Raw genomic sequence first — 18,750 nt, 5'->3', positions numbered from 1 at the left:
GCCGGAAGTTTGGGAACACAGGTATTGCTCAATGATGATTTCGATTACTCTCCCGCTAACTCGGCGCGTACCTTTTTTGGCAAGCTTTTTACCACCATTGCATAGCTGTGGTCAATCATATCGCAAAGCTGTTTGCGGGTAAGAGTACCGTCCGTATATACGGTGTTCCAGTGCATCTTGTTCATGTGAAAACCGGGCTGCACCTCGCTGTGTTGTTCGCGCAGTTGTATGGCCAGTTCGGGGTCGCATTTTACGTTGAACCGGTTGCCGGATGACAGGCCGATCAATAAAAATATCTTGCCTGCTACTTTAAAAACCAGTGTTTCGCTATCGAACGGAAAGCTTTCTTCAACGGCGGGTTTCAGCAGGCAGTAGTCGCGCAGTTCTTCAATGTTCATAACACCTAAAGGTAAGCTATTTTTGATGCGGCTAACCCCAAATAAAAATTTCACATTTGTAATTACAGATTAACGATTATGAACACGCCGTTGAAATTTACCGTTACCGAACGCTTTTTGCGTTATGTAACTATCGATACCCAATCCGACCCGGAATCAACTACCTACCCCTCTACCGAAAAGCAAAAGAACCTGGGCCGCGTGCTGGTGCAGGAACTGCAAGCATTGGGCATACAGGATGCGCATTTGGATGAATTTGGCTACGTATACGCCACCATCCCGGCCAATACCGATAAGCCCGATGTGCCGGTGATTTGCTTTTGCTCGCACATGGATACCTCGCCCGATTGCAGCGGCGAAGGCGTAAAACCTATTGTGCACCGCAACTACCAGGGGCAGGATCTGGTACTGCCCGATGATAACACCCAGGTATTGAAACAGGCTAACCACCCCGAACTAAAAAACCAAACAGGCAACGATATTATCACCGCCAGTGGCACTACCCTGCTGGGCGCCGATAACAAGGCCGGCGTGGCCGAAATTATGGACGCCTGCTACCAGCTGCTCAATCATCCTGAAATTAAGCATGGCACCATCAAAATTTTGTTTACGCCCGATGAAGAGATTGGCCGCGGCGTTGATAAGGTTGACCTGCAAAAGTTAGGCGCCTTTGCCGCCTACACCATGGATGGCGAAACGGCCGGCAATATGGAAAATGAAACCTTTTCGGCCGATGGTGCCAAGCTGATCATCAACGGTGTAAGCGCACATCCTGGTTTTGCCAAAGGGCAAATGGAGAGCGCCATTAAAATAGCCGGACAGATTATAGCCGCCCTGCCTTTTGAACTGTCGCCTGAGGGCACCGAAGGCATGCAGGGCTTTGTACACCCCGTAAGCGTACAGGGTCACGTTGAGCAAGCCACGATCGAATTCATCATCCGTGATTTTGACGACACAAAGCTGGAACAGCATGCTAACGTTATTAAACAAACGGCCGAAATAGTATTGCAAAACTTTCCAAACGCCACTTACCAGCTGCAGGTTAAAGAACAATACCGCAACATGAAACAGGTACTGGATCAGCACCCGCAGATAGTGGAATACGGCATGGAAGCCATCCGCCGCGCCGGACTGGAAGCCAAGCTATGCAGCATTCGCGGAGGAACGGATGGTTCGCGACTATCATTGATGGGCTTACCTACGCCAAATATATTTGCCGGCGAGCATGCTTTTCATGGTCGCCAGGAATGGGTATCGGTTCAGGATATGCAAAAGGCGGTGGAAACCATTTTGCACCTCTGCGCCATTTGGGAAGAACGGAGTTAAAGCCCCTACTAACCCTCCCCGGTAGGGAAGGCTTTTGATTTGCATGGTTTAATGAACCTATGTAGCTGTAGTATGTTAATTTAGTAACCTGTACAAAATGGATTTACAATTAAACGATAAAATAGCGGTGGTACTGGCATCCAGCAAAGGACTGGGCAAGGCTATTGCCACCACGCTGGCACAAGAGGGCGCTACAGTGATCATAGCCTCGCGTAACGCCGATGAACTGAACGCCACTGCCAGCGAAATAAAGCAAAGCACCGGCGCGCAGATCATTGCTCTGCCTACCGATGTATCCAAGGCCGAAGATGCAGAGAAACTGATTAACCACGTAGCTGGTCAGTTTGGGCGTATTGATATACTGGTCAATAATGCCGGCGGTCCGCCGTTTGATAAATTTGAGCATTTTGACGACGAGCAGTGGCAAAATGCTTTTGAGCTTAATTTGCTCAGCTTTGCCCGCCTGAGCCGGCTCGCCCTGCCGCACATGCAAAAAGCCGGTGGCGGTCGTATCATCAACATCATCAGCGGTTCGGTAAAATCGGTACTGGCCAATTCGGTACTATCCACCAGTATGCGCATGGGCGTTGTAGGCATGGCCAAACTGATGGCCGATGAATTGGGGCCTTACAATATTACGGTTAACAACGTAGCGCCCGGCCTTATCCTGACCGACCGCGTTAAACACACCCTGCCCAAAGATGTTGATCCCGACGAGGCCTTGCAAAAACGCGCAGCCAGCATCCCGTTAGGCCGCATTGGCGAGCCTAAAGAATTGGCGGCATTAGTGGCTTTCCTGGCATCGGCGCAGGCATCCTACATCAGCGGCACTACTATACCGGTTGATGGTGGCGCTGGGCGCAATATCTATTAACGGTTATGAATAAATTTATACGCGGGTTTGGCTATGCCTTTAAAGGGTTGAGGTATGCAACGGAAACGCAGCTCAACTTCAGGGTGCACCTGGTGGCAATGCTAACGGCGGTATTTATGGGTTATACCCTGCACATCTCTTATTATGAGTGGCTATGGATTGGCCTGTGCATTACGCTGGTACTGGTAGTGGAACTGATTAATACCGCTATTGAAACCCTTACAGATCTGGTGTCGCCCACGTATCATGTAAAAGCGGGTATTGTAAAAGATGTATCGGCCGGTGCCGTGCTGCTAACGGCTATATTTGCTTTGATAACGGGGCTGGTTATATTTTTGCCTAAGCTATTAAATCTCATTCATTATGCTGCATAAAACCCGCGGAATTGTACTCAAGGTAACCGATTACGGCGAAACCAGCGTAGTGGTACAAATATTTACCGAAAAGTTCGGGCTGCAATCTTACATCATTAACGGTGTAAAAAAGCCCAAAGCAAAAATTACCCGCAACATGCTGCAGCCGCTGCATTTGCTGGATTTGATTGTATACTACAAAAATACAGGTGCCGTGCAGCGCATCCGCGAATTGAAGAATGCGCCGCTGCTGCTGCACATCCCTTACGAGGTTACCAAAAGCAGTATTGCCCTGTTTTTGAATGAGGTATTGTACAAAGCCATTAAACAACAAACAGCCGACGAGCAACTGTTTGAATATGTATTTAAAGGGATTGAACTGCTGGACACCATCACCGAAGGCTTACCCAATTTTCACCTGCTGTTTCTGATTGGCCTTACCCGCTACCTGGGCTTTTATCCGGATGGCAGCAATGCCGCCGGCGCCGATTACTTTGACATGCGCAACGGCATTTTTGAACGCTATAAACCCGAAAGCGGGCAGTACCTTTCGCCGCCGCATACGCAAAATTTTTACCGGCTGCTATCATACGGGTTTGAAAACTTAGCTGATATTAAGCTATCAAACGATGAGCGCCGCTACCTCTTGAATGGCTTACTGGCTTACTACGCCTTACATATGGAAGGGTTTGGCAACATCCAATCGCATGAAATTTTGGAGGAGGTGCTGAGTTAATTATCCTCTTTAGTACCAAAAAGCTTATTGAAAAAACTCTTATCCTCTTTAGCATTTTGGGTACCTATGAGGTAGCCGTATGGTTTAAGCGGCTCTACATGGTCGCAAATTACCTTAAACATGCCCAGCAACGGTATGGCCAGCACCATACCCGATATACCCCACAAAGCCTCTCCTACTACAATAATCAGAATAGTAAATAGCGGGTTGATGTTAACCTGATTGCCCACAATAAGCGGTTCCAGGAGATAAGTTTGGGTGAATTGCACAATGGCATACGTAATTAAGACACCCAGTACCATGGTACCGCTGCCGCCCTGCGCAAAGGCGATGAGTACCGTAATGGTAGTACCGGTAATGTTGCCGGCAAAGGGTATTATTTCGAGTATGCCACATAAAATAGCAAAGAACAACGCGTTTTTGATGCCTACTATAGTAAACCCAATGCCATACATTATCCAGAGCATCACAATCATGGCTGCTAAACCGGTAAGGTACTGCTGGGTTACCCGGCTGCTTTTAAAAATAATTTTTTCGGTGTTAGTGCGGTTCTCTACGCTAACCAGGCGCAGTATAAATGTTTTGAAATGACTCCTGAAATAAATGAACAGAAACACGTAAACCAGCACCAGTACGGTATCTACCACCAAGCTAAAAAACGATGTGAGGGTACTGAAGGCTACGCCGGCCGCTTTCTCCATTCCGCCCGACTGCTGCTCGCTTAATATTTTTTGCTGCTGCCGTGATGATACGCCAAACTTTTCGTACACGTAATCTTTTACCTGCCCCAACAGTTCGCGTAATTGTGATTCTATTTTGGAAAAGTCCTTAACCAAGTCGCCTATTTGCCATTGCAATAACATTACCAGTGCAGCAACCAATAGCAAAAAGCTAAACAAGCTTAAAAATGATGATATCCCGCGGTTGAGGCCCTTACTTTCCAGCCACCGGCTAACCGGGATAAGCAACATGGCCAGTACCGCGCCAAAAGTAAGTGGTATCAATATCGGTGCGGCTACATAAAGCAGCGCAATAGAGAGCGAAAAGAGAGCAAGTAAACGTAGCGTATAGGATAATTGCGGCATAGCAAAAAGTTGAAAAAACAAAGGCAAGGCTAATTAATAACCCTGCCTTTGCAATTAAATATAACTGATTTATAGATTATTGACCCAGTACCTCTTTCTTGATAAACTCCAGGCTTGACGGTGGCAGTTCCGGACCTGAGGTTTGTACCAATGAGCCATCCGGCTGAATCTCCAGATCGGCATTGATGTTATTATCAATATGCAAATGCAGGGTATCGCCTTCACGCTCTACCGTGCAAGCCAGTTCACGTTCTGAATAATTAATAGTAAACTCTTGTTTACCATTTGAGCTATTATCGGTTGTGTTAGTCATAAGTGCAGTGTTTATAGCTCAATAACATTTAAAGCCAGCCCGATGTTTGCACCAACATAAATATGTTTATCCGCTCAGCCACAGTAAACTCTTAATCACCGAAACACTTTTTTAAAAATTATTTTGGATAAATAAAAAAGTTCCCTATGTTTGCAGTCCCAAAACAACGGGAGCATAGCTCAGCTGGTTCAGAGCATCTGCCTTACAAGCAGAGGGTCACAGGTTCGAATCCTGTTGCTCCCACAAAGAAAAGCCTTCAGTTAGTTACTGAAGGCTTTTTTATTTTCACGCTTAAGCACTGCAAACACGCAGATATCTAGGCTTAAATAAATTGGGGTAACGCCAGCCTGCTTGATTTTCTATATCACTGTCAATGCAACGGCTTACCTGCCGGTTACAGGCAAATAATTGCAGCTATTTAAAACTTAACGGAGCTACTTCAATTTATAAGAGGGTAGTTTTTTAACTTTTTAACCTATATTCCGCAACTGTACGATTAAGATAATATGGCATCAGGTTTTTTTGCGATTTTAGATGATATAGCTGCTTTAATGGACGATGTTGCCGTAACAGCTAAAGTGGCAACCCGTAAAACCGCAGGTATACTGGGCGACGATTTGGCTGTGAATGCGGAAAAGGCAACCGGCTTTTTGTCGTCACGGGAGTTGCCCGTGTTGTGGGCTATTACCAAAGGTTCTTTTATCAATAAGCTGATTATTGTTCCGATTGCTTTACTGCTCAATGTATTTTTTCCGATTGCTATAAAAATAGCCTTGATTTTAGGCGGACTTTATCTGGCTTTTGAAGGCGTGGAAAAAATTATCGAATACTTTTTCCATCGACCAAAGCCGGGGCATGAGGTAGTTAATGAGGTTAAGCAAGACGGCAACGATGCCGAAAAAGCAAAAATCAAATCGGCCATCGCTACCGATTTTATCTTATCTATTGAGATCGTGATTATTGCCTTAGGCGCTGTTCTGGATAAAACCTTAGTCATCCAAATCATCACCGTTTCTATTGTTGCCATTTTAGCAACCGTGGGTGTTTATGGTATTGTAGCGCTTATTGTAAGGATGGATGATGCCGGTTATAAATTAATGAAGCAATCCAACAACAAAGGTTTTCTATCAACACTCGGCTCTTTCCTGGTAAAGGCTTTGCCGGTTATTATTAAAATACTGGCCGTTGTAGGCACCATTGCGCTGATCCTGGTTTCGGGCGGCATCTTTGTTCACAATATTGAGTTTTTCCATCACCTGCTTCCTAATATACCAGCAACAATTAAAGAGTTTGCCTTTGGGCTGGCTGCCGGCTTAGTTATGGTAATCCTTATTACAGGTGGCAAAAAAGCAGTGTCGTTATTTAAGTAGCGAGCCAGGAATAACCATAATAAAATAAAAAGAGCTGACCTTTACCAAGGTCAGCTCTTTTTGTTAGGCGCATTTCTCTCGTTTAGTTACCGGCTTAAACCAATATCAAAGTAGGAATAATTAACTCTCGGTAACCGGTTCTTGTATAGTCTTTGTAGGATATAAAATTTTTGCAGGATGGGGATTGCTCTCGGGCTGCTTAATGCCAGGGGCTTTGCGGCTTTTTTTGTTACGTTTGCCCCACCAAACCAAAAAGCCGGTAATTGGTAAACTCGCACCAATCAGCGAAGCAAAGAAGGCCAGCATCTTGCCCGGCAGCCCCAATATGGCACCCACGTGAATATCATAATTCATTTTACGAAGCTTTTGCCCAAATTTGGCCTGCTCATAAGGCATGGCGTAAGCATCTTTACGTTTAATGGGCTTTAGCGTGTACTGATCAAACGTATAGCTGCAGCTATTGTAAAACTGACCGGCCGTTGGGTACACAATCATGGTAATGGCCGTAGCCGCATTATCCATATCCGGAAAGGTGTAATAAAAGCCCATAGAACGTGGGTTTTCTGTAAGCACCTTTTTCCACAGAATATCCATGGCTACCTTGGGCTCACGTGCGGCACTGCGTTGCAAACTGTCCGACTGAAACCTGCGAAATTCAGTCATTTTGTCGCCACCAGTAGTAACCCAGTACAAGCCATCGCTAAACCAGCGTAAGCCAATCACCATGCCGGTAAACGCAATGGCCAGTAAAAACAGCATTGAATAAAAACCAAGCACGTTATGCAAATCCAGGTTTACCCGTTTAAAAGATGCGCCCCACTTAATTTTAAAGCTTTTATCGCGCGTGGCTTTGTTCCACTTTTTTGGGTACCACCATACCAGGCCGGTAATCAGTAAAACCACAAAGGTAAGGGTGGCGTAGTTCACAATCGGGCGACCGATATCATAAGGCAGCCACAGCGCCCGGTGTCCGTTCAGGATGAACCTGAAAAAGTCCGTTTCTCCCTTTTTACTCACTTTGGTACTGATGATTTTGCCGCTATACGGATCTATTTTAAGCAGCACCCCACCGCCACCACGGCGCACTTCTTTGCCCGGTTTGCGCAAAAAAAGGTTAATAGCTTTGCCTTGTTGATAGTTGGCATAAGAAGGCACCAGCTGAGGATGATTCTTTTGCGCAATATCCAGCAACGCGGCAGGTGTAATTACCGGCTTTTGCTGATAAGCAATTTTTGATTCGGGCTCCAGAAAGCCGGTAATTTCTTCATTAAATACCCAAATGCAACCGGTAATACATACAACAAACACAATGATACCCGAAACCAGTCCGAGCCATAGGTGCAGCCAGTTATTGATTTTTCTAAAAAGCGAGTCCTTTGGCTTTTTGGGTGTCCTTGTTTGGGGTCTCATTGTGTTGGTATTAAATAATGTCCGATTATTTGAACTTGTAGGTGATGGTTAACCTGCCGTTTCTTGGCATCTCGTAGATGTAGGTATAATAGGAAACAGATGTAGGTGTTTCTTTAGCTAGCTTGCTATAAGATCCTTGTGTAAGCAATCGGCGATCCAGCAGGTTATTCACTACGGCGGATACACCAACTCTTCCTTTTTCATAAGATATGCCTGCATCAAAGCGATAGTAAGATGGTAGTGTTAACGGAACCGACGTTGAGCCCGCATATCTGCCCAGCTGAATCTGGTAACCTCCGCTCAGGCCAAGGCCATTCAATGCAGAGCTTTCTCTGCGGAACCGGTAAGATAACCAGCCATTAGTGATGTGTTTCGCTGAATTAGGGATTGGATTACCAACCAGCACAGGATTATTATCTTTGGTTACCCTGGCATGGGTGTAAGCATAATTAAGTACTAGATTTAAGTTCTTTACAACTTCACCGTTAATATCCAGCTCTATACCCTTTGATTTTGTTTCACCTAACTGTATTTGATTGCCGGTAGCTATATTGCTGCCGTCATAAATGGCGGTCAACACATTGTTTTTAGTAATTTGGTAAGCCGCAAAAGTGGTATTCCATCTGCCTTCAAACCAGTTCTTTTTCAAACCAAACTCTATGTTGTTACCTCTTATTGGCTTAAATGGCGCAGCATTAGGTAGATTAGTGGCGTTAGACACCGGCAAGAAGCTTTGGTCGTAAAGCCCATAAGCACTAAAATCTTTAGTTATGGAATAGCTTAAACCTACACGTGGGCTGAAAGCATCATCAGAAATTTGTGCTGCATTGGTTTTGCCAACCGTTACGGCATGGGTAAATCTGCCGGCCAGTGTAAGGCGCAGGTTGCCATCCAGCATACGCAGCTCATCCTGTAAATAAGCGCCGGTATAGGTTAAATTGGTAGCATACGTGTTGGAGCCTGAACGTACCTGTAAGCTTCTGGAACGGTCAAACACTGGAATATTAGCTGCCGGTATACCATAAATCGGGTTGTATATGTTAAACGTTGCATTGTTAGCCAGTTGCAAGTCGGCCAGCTGCACGCTCGAAAAATCGCCCCAGGTTTTCAAGTTGCCCATGTCAATGCCAGTTAGTATGCGATGCACTATTGGGCCGGTACCAATATCGCCGGTAAGGCTCACCTGGGCATTTTTATTAATAGCCAGTTCTTCACTGATGTTCAGGTATCTTCTCATATCGCCATTAGGCGCGATAGTAGAAGGCCATGGTGTACCACCAAACATACCATATCTTACATAGGCAACTTGCCCGTTAAGCTTCCAGTTGTTGTTCAATCTATGGTTCAAGTAGAACGTCACATTGTGGTCGCTCAGCTTTACCGGATCCAGCGATGGGTCGCCTATAAATAAGCTTGGGTCAGTATCCCCAAAGCCTTTTGGCGAAAAGCCGTAAGTACCCAACGCCTGCGCTTCTACGTGTTGCGTAGTGTATTCGGCCGTAATAACGGTGTTGCTATCAATCTGGTAGCTGATAACCGGTGCAATAATATATTTATCGGTATAATTGTATTTGTTGTAGCTGCCCTTGGTTTGTGCGGCTAGGTTAAGGCGAAACAGCAGTCTGCCATCACGGGATAGCTTACCATCCAAGTCAATAGCAGCACGGCCCAGGTTATAGCCGCCACCGCTCAGGCTTACCGAACTATGGTTTTCGCCGGTAGGCTTTTTGGTGACGATGTTATAGCTGCCGCCCGGCTCGCCGTTGGCCATCATAAAGCCGGCAGGGCCTTTTATAAATTCAATCCGGTCAATAGTTGCGGCATCATCTGCTAACGGGCCCCAAGGCATTTTTTGGTTCATACCGTTTCTGAAAGCCGGGATGCTGGTACCACGCATATAAATGTTCGCATATTGCGCATCCCAGTGGCCTACTCTTAATGCGCCGCTCACATTACGGGTTATACCATCTACCACATCAAAAGTCTGCTGGTCTGCCATCAGTTGGCTGGTAACCACCTGGATATTTTGTGGCACTTCAATCAGCGGAGACTGCAGCCTTAAAGAAGGAGAAACTTTGGTTACTTTATACTTGTTTTTGTTGGAATGAATTTGAACTTCGGCTAGTTCAGAATGGTTTTCATTCAGCGAAAAATCGGCATATACGGTGCCTTTTTCAGATACGTGGATCTGTTTTTCTTTAGGATGCAGGCCAACGGCCGATACCACAATGGTATAATCACCAACAGGTACTCTTCTAATCTGGTATTCACCGTTATCATTAGTGATAGCGCCAAAATGCGTACCTCTTAATGAAACAGAAACTGATGAAGCAGCGTTACCATCAGAAGTAGTAACTCTTCCGCGGATGGTACCAAACTGTTCTTCCTTCAGAATTCGTAGTAGAGTTTTTCCATGTGCCTTTGAATTAATGCCGGGTATAAGTGATACCGGAGCGGCGCTTGTAATAAACGCAGAAGTGCAGAACGCACCCAATAACAGAATTTGTTTAACTTGCATTGCTTTTTAAATCACACTTTGAGAAGCATCCCAGTTCCCGCTGGGACGAGCCGTACAGTTCCCGCTGTGCGGCTCAATTTTATATTGCCGTGACAAATATAACCTTATTTGGACTTAATCCAAATAAGAACTTATAAAACGTTTAACTGTTACTTTGCACATGCATTATAGCTGCGGATGGGCTATAGAAGTCAGTATTATATTTATCTGAACAAGTTTTGAATTAGCGGGTTATAGGTATCAAATAGCCGATGCACTGTTTGCCGGTACATACCTGCTGCTTTCCGGAAGCAGAAGAAGGCAGGGTACGCCAGGTACGCAACCGCTCACTTAATTATTAATGGTTTGAGTAGCAGCAATAACATTCCGGTACACCGCTTAGATCATATTACCTTTTTTGCTGCGCCATCATCCGAAATTGCGCCAGGCGATTTTAGTGCCAGTCACCGTATCGACTTCTTTGCCATGATCTGGTTTTTGGAAGATGCCGGTACACACTATATCGATTTTAAGCCTTACCCCATCCGCAACAATACCGTGTACCTGCTGGCCCGCAACCAGGTACATGCACTGCCCAATGCAGCAGTGGCTTCCCGGATCATCATTTTTAACAACAACTTTTTTGACCATATTGAGGAGGATGAACTGCGCCTGCTCTTCATCCCCTTCCAAAACGAGGGCATACAAATACCCGATCACTTGCTTACACCTCTCCAGCAGCTGTTTGATTTGATGATGTTCGAAAACAGGGGCCAGAATCATCAAAAACTATTGCATTGGTATACCGAAGCATTTTTAACCCACCTGTACCGCATTAGCAATGATGCCAACACGCCGGGCATTTACCATGATGAGCGGCTGAAAAAGCTTTTCCAGTTGGTGAGCACCCATTACAAAACGCAAAAGCTTACTGATTTTTACGCTGATAAAATTGGGCTTACCGCCAAACGCCTGAACCAGATTGTGAAAATGCGGCTCAACATTACTGTGAGCCAGCTTATTTACGCCTATCTGATTTTAGAAGCCAAGCGCGAACTTTGCCACAGTGCCAAATCCATAAAAGAAATTGCTATTGATCTGGGCTTCAATGGCCAATCCTATTTTAGCCGCTTCTTTAAAAAGCAAACCGGCCTTACGCCCGAGCAGTTCCGGGCCGATGCCTTTTGCTAACCACTCTAAGTCCAATTTCCAGATTGTGCTAATATGCGCGACGATTGTACGGTCGATTGCACAACTCAAAAATCCAGTTCCGGCGTTTTAATAGCGAATGTTTTACTAAAATATAACGCTTATGTTAAACGATAAAGTAGCACTGGTAACCGGTGCAGGATCAGGAATTGGTAAACAAATAGCTTTAAAATATGCCGCCGCAGGCGCAAAAGTAATTGTAAGTGATATTGCAGATAAAGGAGCCTTAGCCGTGGTCGACGAAATTAAAGCCAACGGCGGCGATGCTTTTTTTATTAAAGCCGATACGTCAAAACCCGAAGAAAATGAGGCTTTAGTAGCACAAACCCTGCAGCAATATGGCGCTCTGCATATTACCTGTAACAATGCCGGCATTGGCGGCCCGCTGGCCCATGTGGGCGACTACCCGGTTGATGGTTGGGAAAAAGTGATTGCTATTAATCTTTCGGGCGTATTTTATGGCATGCGCTACCAAATACCGGCTATCCTGAAAAGCGGTGGCGGCTCCATCATTAATATGGCCTCCATATTGGGGCAGGTAGGCACCAAAAATTCCGCAGCTTATGTGGCTGCCAAACATGGTGTAGTAGGCTTAACCAAAACCGCGGCTTTAGAGTATGCACAGCAAAACATCCGCATCAACTCCGTTGGTCCGGGTTATATTGAAACCCCATTGGTTAAAGATAATTTAGACCAGGCTGCTTACGATGCCCTAACCGGCCTGCACCCTATTGGCCGCTTAGGTCAACCCGAAGAAGTGGCCGAGCTGGTGCTGTGGTTAAGCTCAGACAAAGCATCCTTCGTAACCGGATCTTATTACAATGTGGATGGCGGCTATCTGGCGCAATAATTTAAAGCAGATAATTATGAAAAGATTTGAAAATAAAACTGCCGTAATTACCGGCGGTGCCGGTTCTATCGGTTTAATAACAGCCCAAAAGCTGCTGGATGGCGGCGCCCGTGTAGTGCTGGTTGATTTAAGTGAAGAGGCGTTGCAAAAAGCCATCAACTCCTTAGGTACCGACAATGCAAGCTATATTGTGACCGATGTTACCCAAAGCGCCAGTGTAGAACAATATGCCAAAACCGCTGCCGAGCGCTTAGGCAAAATAGATATCTTTTTTAACAACGCTGGTATTGAAGGCGTAGTTAAACCTATTGCCGAATACCCCGAAGAAGTATTTGATAAAGTGATTGCCGTTAACGTGAAAGGTGTTTGGCTGGGCTGTAAGTATGTGTTGCCCTACATGAGCGATGGCGGCAGCCTCATCATTACCTCATCGGTAGCGGGCTTAAGCGGCTCGCCGGGTACCAGCGCTTACAACACCAGTAAGCATGCTGTTATCGGGATTATGCGCAGTGTGGCGTTGGAAGCAGCTCCTCGCAAAATAAGGGTAAATACTGTGCACCCGTCGCCGGTTGATAACCGCATGATGCGCTCGCTCGAAGCCGGATTCAATTCGGCCGATGCCGCAGCAGCTAAAGCCGAACTGGAAAAGAACATTCCGCTGGGCCGCTATGCACAACCTGATGAGATTGCCGACCTGGTGGCCTTCCTGGCATCAGACGAAAGCAAATTCATTACCGGTAGCCTGCAGGTGATTGACGGCGGCATGCAGGCCTAAACGCACTTTCGGCTCATAGGTCGTAAGTTTATATGTTGTTTTAGGAAGGGGCAAAGAATATTCTTTGCCCCTTTATTGTTTGTAGCCGCTGCCTGATTTAAAATCGTTCCTTTAACTTATCTGTAAACCGCGTAGTTTTGCGGGTAATGATGCGACACAGAATACGGCACCACGCCCGGCGGGCAAAGTACATTATTTACCAGGAAACACTCATTGATTTTAAGGAACACCTCTGGACCTTTATCGGCTCTTTTTTAGGTATTGCCATTATTGGGTTTTTGAACAGCAAGTACTTTACCGCTTACGATAACCTGTTCATGATAGGCTCGTTCGGTGCATCGTCGGTGCTCATATATGGCATCATCAACAGCCCGCTGGCGCAGCCCCGAAACCTCATAGGTGGCCACGTAGTTTGCGCCCTGGTGGGCGTTACCATACATAAACTCATACCCGGCGAGGTGTGGTTATCCAGCGCACTGTCTGTAGCGCTGGCCATCGTAGCCATGCAGATCACCAAAACCCTGCACCCGCCGGGCGGTGCTACGGCATTGATAGCCAATATAGGATCAGCCAAAATACAGGCGCTGGGTTATTTGTATGTGCTAAGTCCGGTGCTATCGGGCGTGCTCATCTTGTTTTTGGTTGCTATGGTTTGCAATAACATTACACCGCACCGCAGTTATCCAAAAAACAAAGGCTGGTATAAAATATGGCAGCGTAAGTATCATCACCACTAAATGGTACCATCAGCATATAAAGCTGGTATGGAGCAATTACTCAGGCACCAGATTGAAAAGATTGTACAACTTACGGATGATGAGTTTCATCTGGTGCTTTCGTATTTTTCATTCCGCACTTACAAAAAGCACCAGTATGTGGTGCAAGCTGGCGATATGGCACCCAACGACCATTTTGTGGTAAAGGGGTTGTTGAAATCCTTTTATATTGATGATGACGGTAAAACGCACATCCTGCAGTTTGCAATGGAAGATTGGTGGATATCCGATCCTCAGGCCTTTCATAACCGCACGCCGGCCACACTGCATGTGGATTGTATTGAAGATACCGACGTGTATTATATTTCGATTGATAGCCGGGAACAACTGTGTGCCGAGCTGCAAAAGATGGAATATTTTTTCCTGAAAAAAACCGCTGCCGGCTACATAGCCCTGCAGCGAAGAATCCTGTCGCTTTTAAGCCAAAGCGCCGATGAGCGCTACCACCAGTTTGCACAATTGTATCCTACCTTACTACAACGGTTACCCAAAGCGCTGATTGCTTCTTATCTGGGTGTATCGCGCGAAACGCTAAGCCGTTTGGCAGCTGGTTAGTGTGATATAGCTCACTTGTTTTTTGTGCGGTATGTCCTTTGCCTACATTTATTTACTCCCGACTATTGCTTTTTAAAACATACTGATAAATAGTGAGGTAATTTAGATATGGAAAAGATTGCATTAGTTGTTGGCGCAAGCGGCATTACCGGCAGCAATTTGGCTGAAAAGCTGATTGCCGAAGGCTGGATAACCTATGGCTTGGCCCGTAATCCGCAAACGGAGCTTGCCGGGCTTTACCCAGTTGCTGCTGATTTGCTCAACCCAGAAAGTTTGAGCCAAAGTTTGGCCGATATACAACCTACTCATGTATACATCACCAGTTGGATGCGTAATGAAACCGAGGCTGAGAACATTCGCGTAAATAGCCTGATGGTACGCAACCTGCTTAATGCATTGTCGCCCAAAAAGACGGTACAACATGTAGCACTGGTTACTGGTCTGAAGCACTATCTGGGCCCTTTTGAGGCTTACGCCCAGGCCGGTACTTTACCCGAAACGCCCGTGCGTGAAGAACACCCGCGCCTGGATATCGAAAACTTTTACTACGCCCAGGAAGACGAAGTGTATGCGGCTGCCGAACGCGATGGCTTTACCTGGAGTATCCACCGCCCGCATAGCGTTATCGGTAAAGCGGTAGGCAACCTCATGAATATGGGTACCACGCTGGCTGTATATGCCAGTATTTGCAAAGAAACCGGCAGACCGTTCCAGTTTCCCGGCTCTGCTGCACAATGGAACGGGCTATCAGACGTAACGGACGCCCGGTTGCTGGCCAAACACCTTATCTGGGCATCTACTACTGATGCTGCACGTAACCAGGCGTTTAATGTGGCCAATGGAGATGTGTTTCGCTGGAGCTGGTTGTGGAAACAGCTGGCTGGCTGGTTTGACATAACGCCGGCCGGCTTTGATGGCAGCATTCAACCCCTGGAAACCGAGATGGCAGCTGATGCACCTATATGGAAGGAAATTGCCGCAAAGTATCAGTTAAAAGAACCTGACCTAAACCGGTTAGCATCGGCCTGGCATACCGATCTGGACTTAGGCCGCCCTATTGAAGTGATGACCGATATGGCAAAAAGCCGTAAGCTGGGTTTTACGGTGTATCAGGACACCCGTGAGTCGTTCTACGACCTGTTTGAAAAGCTACGTACTGAAAGATTGATTCCGTAAGCTATAAGCCGAGTTTTTCAGACATCTACTATAGGCATTCCTTGAAAAGGGATGCTTTTTTTGTGCATTATTAATATTCAATCTCTTTGTGTTAAGTAAGGTTATACTAATTCATTCACAAAATCTTTGTCAATGTAATACAACAAGGGCTATATTTATTCACAAAATTCAGCCTCCTTTTGAATAACGCAACAATACCATCTGTGAAAAAACTATTAACCACGCCTCCGGCCTTCAAAAACTTTGGTGACACTTATTTTGCTCAGGAAGATTATTTTTTCGGTTCCGATCCAAAAGAAGGAAAAGTTGGCTCGGGCGGCGGTACAGCCAATTTGCTGTATGATGCTTGGCAGCATGAAGAGCCGGCCTGCAGCATGGCCGATTGGCTGCCCCGCGAAAAAAGGGTGATTATACACGCCGGCGGACAAAGCCGAAGGTTGCCAGCTTATGCACCAGTAGGTAAAGTTTTTACACCGATGCCTATTTTCAGATGGAAAAGAGGACAAAAAATCAACCAGTCGCTGATTGACTTGCAAACGCCGTTATTTCATGAAATACTCAATAAAGCGCCCGAACGATTAAACCACCTGGTAGCCAGCGGCGATGTACTGATCCGCACGGAAGGCGCCCTGCCTGAAATACCGGATGCCGATATTGTTTGTTTTGGCTTATGGGAACAGGCTGAAAAGGCATCGGCACACGGTGTTTTTTTTGCTAAAAAGAGTTCGCCCAAAGAACTGGCTTTTACCCTGCAAAAACCATCCATCGAAACAATACAGGAGCTACAGGCCGATCACCTCTTTTTAATTGATATAGGCGTATGGCTTTTTAGCCCGAAAGCTTTGCGGGTAATGCTGGAGCGTTGCGGATGGGATGAAACTGCCGGCAACTTTACCGGCGGTATACCATCGTTTTACGATATGTATACCACTTATGGGCAGGCCTTGGGCAAAAACCCAACACTGATAGATAAAGCGATTAACGAGTTAACTGTAGCCATTGTGCCTTTGCCCAAAGGCGAATTTTATCATTTTGGTACCAGTGCTGAACTGATAGAATCGACTACTAAGCTACAGAACCTCGTAAAAAACCAGGAAGAGATATGGCATAATAAAATTAAGCCCAGCGCCGATATTTTTACGCAGAATGCGGTTACGCAATTTCAGTTTACCGGTAGTAACTGCCAGATATGGATTGAAAATAGCTGCGTTGGCGCAAATTGGCAATTGCAGAAAAAACATATCATAACCGGGGTACCCGAAAACGACTGGGCACTTTCCCTGCCTGCCGAAACCTGCCTGGACTTTATACCGGTTGGCGATGATAACGAATGGTGCATCAGGGTTTATGATTTTTATGACCCGCAATTACCTAAGCGCGGCCAGGGAGCAGATAAAGGCTATAATACAGACGATTGGTTTAATGAACCGGTTTATCAGTTATTCCCAAAAAATGAATTAACTGAAGAAGCTATACAGTACCTCATAGATAACCCTTTTAGTTATGCAGAAAGCGGCCGCAAGCTTATCAGTGCAGCAGCCATTGCCGATGAGGTGAATTTACACCGGCAATACGCACAACGCAACACTTATCTGGAACAAAACCTGGCCGCCATGGCCCGCAACTGGAACCGTTCCGTGTTTTACCAGCTCGATTTAAAGCATGCAGCATCTGTTTTCAAAAATGCAGGTTTGCCTTTGCCTCCAGAACTGCCAGCAAATGCGCCTCTGCTAACGCAACTGCACGACCAGATGTTCAGGAGTGAGGTATTGGTTACCGGAGGCGATAAGTCTGCAGCAGCACAGGCCCATGAGGCCAAAGCATTTGGTTTACTCCGTGACACGATCATCGAAACGGCCAAAACCGAACTTACCGAACCCCTGCTGGATGTACAGCCCGACCAGATTGTTTGGGGCCGGAGCCCTATCCGCCTTGATTTAGCCGGCGGCTGGACGGATACTCCACCCAACTGCATTATCAACGGTGGTAAAGTGCTTAACCTGGCCGTAGAGCTTAACGGGCAGCCGCCATTACAGGTGTTTATTAAGCCATCGACAGAATATACCATCACCCTCCGCTCTATTGACCTGGGCGTTAAAGAAGATGTAACCACCTACGAGGACCTGCACAATTATAATGCGGTAGGCTCTGCCTTTTCCATACCCAAAGCAGCCCTTTGCCTGGCAGGCTTTAGTCCGGATTTTTCGGCAAACAGATATAGTTCCCTGCAGGATCATCTTAAATCATTTGGCATGGGTATCGAAATATCGCTGCTTGCGGCTATTCCAAAAGGGTCGGGCTTAGGCACCAGCTCCATATTAGCCAGTACGGTACTGGGTACTTTGAGCGACTTTTGTGATTTGAAGTGGGATAAATATACCATTGCCTCGCGCACATTGGTTTTAGAACAAATGCTGACCACCGGCGGCGGCTGGCAGGATCAGTACGGCGGTGTTTTTGGCGGCGTTAAACTACTGGAAAGCAACCCCGGAATTATTCAACAACCCACCGTACGCTGGGCTCCCGACCAGATTTTGCGTGAACCAGCCGCAGCTTCGGTACTGTTGTACTATACCGGTATAACCCGTGTAGCCAAAAACATACTGGCCGAGATTGTGAAAGGCATGTTCCTGAACGGTAATAAATACCTGAGCATACTGGAAGAGATGAATCACCATGCCGTTAAAACCTACGAGGCCTTTCAGTACAACAACCTGGAGCAGGTAGCCATCGCAGCCGGCATAAGCTGGAATTTAAACCAACAACTCGACGGCGGCACCAACACGCCCGAAACACAGGCTATTATTGATCGCATTCAGGATTACATTATCAGCTGCAAACTATTGGGTGCAGGCGGCGGCGGGTATATGCTGTTGTTTGCCAAAGATGTGGAAGCGGCTTTACGCATACGCCAGATACTTAACGCCAACCCGATAAACAACCGGGCCCGCTTTGTAGAATGGTCCGTATCGTCTAACGGGTTCCAGGTATCAAGAAGTTAATTTTGGAATCCCCACAACCCTTGCTCAACTGAAAAGGCTGGCAGT

Annotated in this window: 17 protein-coding genes and 1 tRNA gene; 13 read left to right on the top strand and 5 right to left on the bottom strand. The window is 46.3% G+C overall.

All coding sequences use genetic code 11. The features are described from left to right. Positions 1-44 precede the first annotated feature (44 nt). Positions 45-398, bottom strand: coding sequence for an MmcQ/YjbR family DNA-binding protein (locus KHS38_RS16400; RefSeq protein WP_213489623.1), 354 nt, complete (start codon positions 396-398; stop codon positions 45-47). A gap of 78 nt (positions 399-476) precedes the next feature. Here KHS38_RS16400 and pepT point away from each other — a divergent pair, with 78 nt between their 5' ends. The 4 genes from pepT (at position 477) to recO (ending at position 3,687) form a co-directional block, all read left to right on the top strand. Then, the gene (gene pepT / locus KHS38_RS16395; RefSeq protein ID WP_213489622.1) at positions 477-1,724 is read left to right on the top strand and encodes a peptidase T; all 1,248 of its coding nucleotides are present in this window, start codon (positions 477-479) and stop codon (positions 1,722-1,724) included. A 97-nt stretch (positions 1,725-1,821) separates the two neighbouring features. After that, entirely contained in the window at positions 1,822-2,598 is a 777-nt protein-coding gene (locus KHS38_RS16390; protein WP_213489621.1) for an SDR family NAD(P)-dependent oxidoreductase, read from the top strand. A gap of 5 nt (positions 2,599-2,603) precedes the next feature. Further along, positions 2,604-2,972, top strand: coding sequence for a diacylglycerol kinase family protein (locus tag KHS38_RS16385; protein WP_213489620.1), 369 nt, complete (start codon positions 2,604-2,606; stop codon positions 2,970-2,972). Next, the gene (gene recO / locus KHS38_RS16380) at positions 2,962-3,687 is read left to right on the top strand and encodes a DNA repair protein RecO (RefSeq protein ID WP_213489619.1); all 726 of its coding nucleotides are present in this window, start codon (positions 2,962-2,964) and stop codon (positions 3,685-3,687) included. The genes KHS38_RS16385 and recO overlap by 11 nt, the downstream gene beginning before the upstream one ends. Here recO and KHS38_RS16375 read toward each other — a convergent pair. Together KHS38_RS16375 and KHS38_RS16370 are read right to left on the bottom strand one after the other, a co-directional pair. Further along, entirely contained in the window at positions 3,684-4,772 is a 1,089-nt protein-coding gene (locus KHS38_RS16375; protein WP_213489618.1) for an AI-2E family transporter, read from the bottom strand. The genes recO and KHS38_RS16375 overlap by 4 nt on opposite strands. A 76-nt stretch (positions 4,773-4,848) precedes the next feature. After that, positions 4,849-5,085 carry a hypothetical protein gene (locus KHS38_RS16370; protein WP_213489617.1) on the bottom strand — a complete coding sequence of 79 codons (237 nt, stop codon included), beginning with the start codon at positions 5,083-5,085 and terminating at the stop codon, positions 4,849-4,851. Positions 5,086-5,253: 168 nt separating this feature from the next. Here KHS38_RS16370 and KHS38_RS16365 point away from each other — a divergent pair. Both KHS38_RS16365 and KHS38_RS16360 read left to right on the top strand, forming a co-directional pair. Then, positions 5,254-5,328: transfer RNA gene (locus KHS38_RS16365), tRNA-Val, on the top strand. A 263-nt stretch (positions 5,329-5,591) separates the two neighbouring features. Beyond that, positions 5,592-6,455: a DUF808 domain-containing protein gene (locus tag KHS38_RS16360; protein WP_213489616.1), complete on the top strand. Its 864-nt coding sequence runs from the start codon at positions 5,592-5,594 to the stop codon at positions 6,453-6,455. A gap of 120 nt (positions 6,456-6,575) precedes the next feature. Here KHS38_RS16360 and KHS38_RS16355 read toward each other — a convergent pair whose 3' ends face one another. Together KHS38_RS16355 and KHS38_RS16350 are read right to left on the bottom strand one after the other, a co-directional pair. Beyond that, positions 6,576-7,865 (bottom strand): PepSY-associated TM helix domain-containing protein, encoded by a 1,290-nt coding sequence (locus KHS38_RS16355; protein ID WP_213489615.1) that lies wholly within the window; start codon positions 7,863-7,865, stop codon positions 6,576-6,578. A gap of 25 nt (positions 7,866-7,890) precedes the next feature. Then, on the bottom strand, positions 7,891-10,383 hold the full coding sequence (locus KHS38_RS16350) for a TonB-dependent receptor (RefSeq protein WP_213489614.1): 2,493 nt from the start codon (positions 10,381-10,383) through the stop codon (positions 7,891-7,893). A 345-nt stretch (positions 10,384-10,728) separates the two neighbouring features. Between KHS38_RS16350 and KHS38_RS16345 the strand changes: the two genes are divergently transcribed. The 7 genes from KHS38_RS16345 to KHS38_RS16315 all read left to right on the top strand — a co-directional run bounded on the left by KHS38_RS16345 (position 10,729) and on the right by KHS38_RS16315 (position 18,705). Further along, positions 10,729-11,553 carry a helix-turn-helix domain-containing protein gene (locus KHS38_RS16345; protein ID WP_213489613.1) on the top strand — a complete coding sequence of 275 codons (825 nt, stop codon included), beginning with the start codon at positions 10,729-10,731 and terminating at the stop codon, positions 11,551-11,553. 121 nt (positions 11,554-11,674) lie between these two features. Continuing rightward, positions 11,675-12,421 (top strand): SDR family NAD(P)-dependent oxidoreductase, encoded by a 747-nt coding sequence (locus KHS38_RS16340; protein ID WP_213489612.1) that lies wholly within the window; start codon positions 11,675-11,677, stop codon positions 12,419-12,421. Between the two features lie 16 nt (positions 12,422-12,437). Next, positions 12,438-13,196, top strand: a complete 759-nt coding sequence (locus tag KHS38_RS16335) for an SDR family NAD(P)-dependent oxidoreductase (RefSeq protein WP_213489611.1) — start codon at positions 12,438-12,440, stop codon at positions 13,194-13,196. Between the two features lie 146 nt (positions 13,197-13,342). Further along, the gene (locus tag KHS38_RS16330) at positions 13,343-13,933 is read left to right on the top strand and encodes an HPP family protein (RefSeq protein WP_249665433.1); all 591 of its coding nucleotides are present in this window, start codon (positions 13,343-13,345) and stop codon (positions 13,931-13,933) included. Continuing rightward, entirely contained in the window at positions 13,934-14,527 is a 594-nt protein-coding gene (locus tag KHS38_RS16325) for a Crp/Fnr family transcriptional regulator (protein WP_249665432.1), read from the top strand. It begins immediately after the preceding gene. Between the two features lie 108 nt (positions 14,528-14,635). Beyond that, a complete protein-coding gene (locus KHS38_RS16320) occupies positions 14,636-15,703 on the top strand; it encodes an SDR family oxidoreductase (protein WP_213489610.1) in 1,068 nt (355 codons plus the stop codon). Between the two features lie 179 nt (positions 15,704-15,882). Continuing rightward, a complete protein-coding gene (locus tag KHS38_RS16315; protein ID WP_249665431.1) occupies positions 15,883-18,705 on the top strand; it encodes a bifunctional fucokinase/fucose-1-phosphate guanylyltransferase in 2,823 nt (940 codons plus the stop codon). The last annotated feature ends 45 nt before the right edge of the window (positions 18,706-18,750 follow it).

It is taken from the genome of Mucilaginibacter sp. Bleaf8 (assembly GCF_018390515.1).
In the GTDB taxonomy this organism is placed as follows: Bacteria; Bacteroidota; Bacteroidia; order Sphingobacteriales; family Sphingobacteriaceae; genus Mucilaginibacter.
The sequence above is the reverse complement of the archived record's forward strand: the minus strand, read 5'-3'. Positions and strand labels throughout refer to the sequence as shown.

Bases quoted from the DNA above. Each gene is read 5' to 3' on its own strand.
- recO (WP_213489619.1), top strand. From the start codon at position 2,962: ATGCTGCATAAAACCCGCGGAATTGTACTCAAGGTAACCGATTACGGC.
- KHS38_RS16390 (WP_213489621.1), top strand. From the start codon at position 1,822: ATGGATTTACAATTAAACGATAAAATAGCGGTGGTACTGGCATCCAGC.
- KHS38_RS16385 (WP_213489620.1), top strand. From the start codon at position 2,604: ATGAATAAATTTATACGCGGGTTTGGCTATGCCTTTAAAGGGTTGAGG.
- KHS38_RS16360 (WP_213489616.1), top strand. From the start codon at position 5,592: ATGGCATCAGGTTTTTTTGCGATTTTAGATGATATAGCTGCTTTAATG.
- KHS38_RS16335 (WP_213489611.1), top strand. From the start codon at position 12,438: ATGAAAAGATTTGAAAATAAAACTGCCGTAATTACCGGCGGTGCCGGT.
- pepT (WP_213489622.1), top strand. From the start codon at position 477: ATGAACACGCCGTTGAAATTTACCGTTACCGAACGCTTTTTGCGTTAT.
- KHS38_RS16320 (WP_213489610.1), top strand. From the start codon at position 14,636: ATGGAAAAGATTGCATTAGTTGTTGGCGCAAGCGGCATTACCGGCAGC.
- KHS38_RS16330 (WP_249665433.1), top strand. From the start codon at position 13,343: ATGATGCGACACAGAATACGGCACCACGCCCGGCGGGCAAAGTACATT.
- KHS38_RS16340 (WP_213489612.1), top strand. From the start codon at position 11,675: ATGTTAAACGATAAAGTAGCACTGGTAACCGGTGCAGGATCAGGAATT.
- KHS38_RS16400 (WP_213489623.1), bottom strand. From the start codon at position 398: ATGAACATTGAAGAACTGCGCGACTACTGCCTGCTGAAACCCGCCGTT.
- KHS38_RS16375 (WP_213489618.1), bottom strand. From the start codon at position 4,772: ATGCCGCAATTATCCTATACGCTACGTTTACTTGCTCTCTTTTCGCTC.
- KHS38_RS16370 (WP_213489617.1), bottom strand. From the start codon at position 5,085: ATGACTAACACAACCGATAATAGCTCAAATGGTAAACAAGAGTTTACT.
- KHS38_RS16355 (WP_213489615.1), bottom strand. From the start codon at position 7,865: ATGAGACCCCAAACAAGGACACCCAAAAAGCCAAAGGACTCGCTTTTT.
- KHS38_RS16325 (WP_249665432.1), top strand. From the start codon at position 13,934: ATGGTACCATCAGCATATAAAGCTGGTATGGAGCAATTACTCAGGCAC.
- KHS38_RS16350 (WP_213489614.1), bottom strand. From the start codon at position 10,383: ATGCAAGTTAAACAAATTCTGTTATTGGGTGCGTTCTGCACTTCTGCG.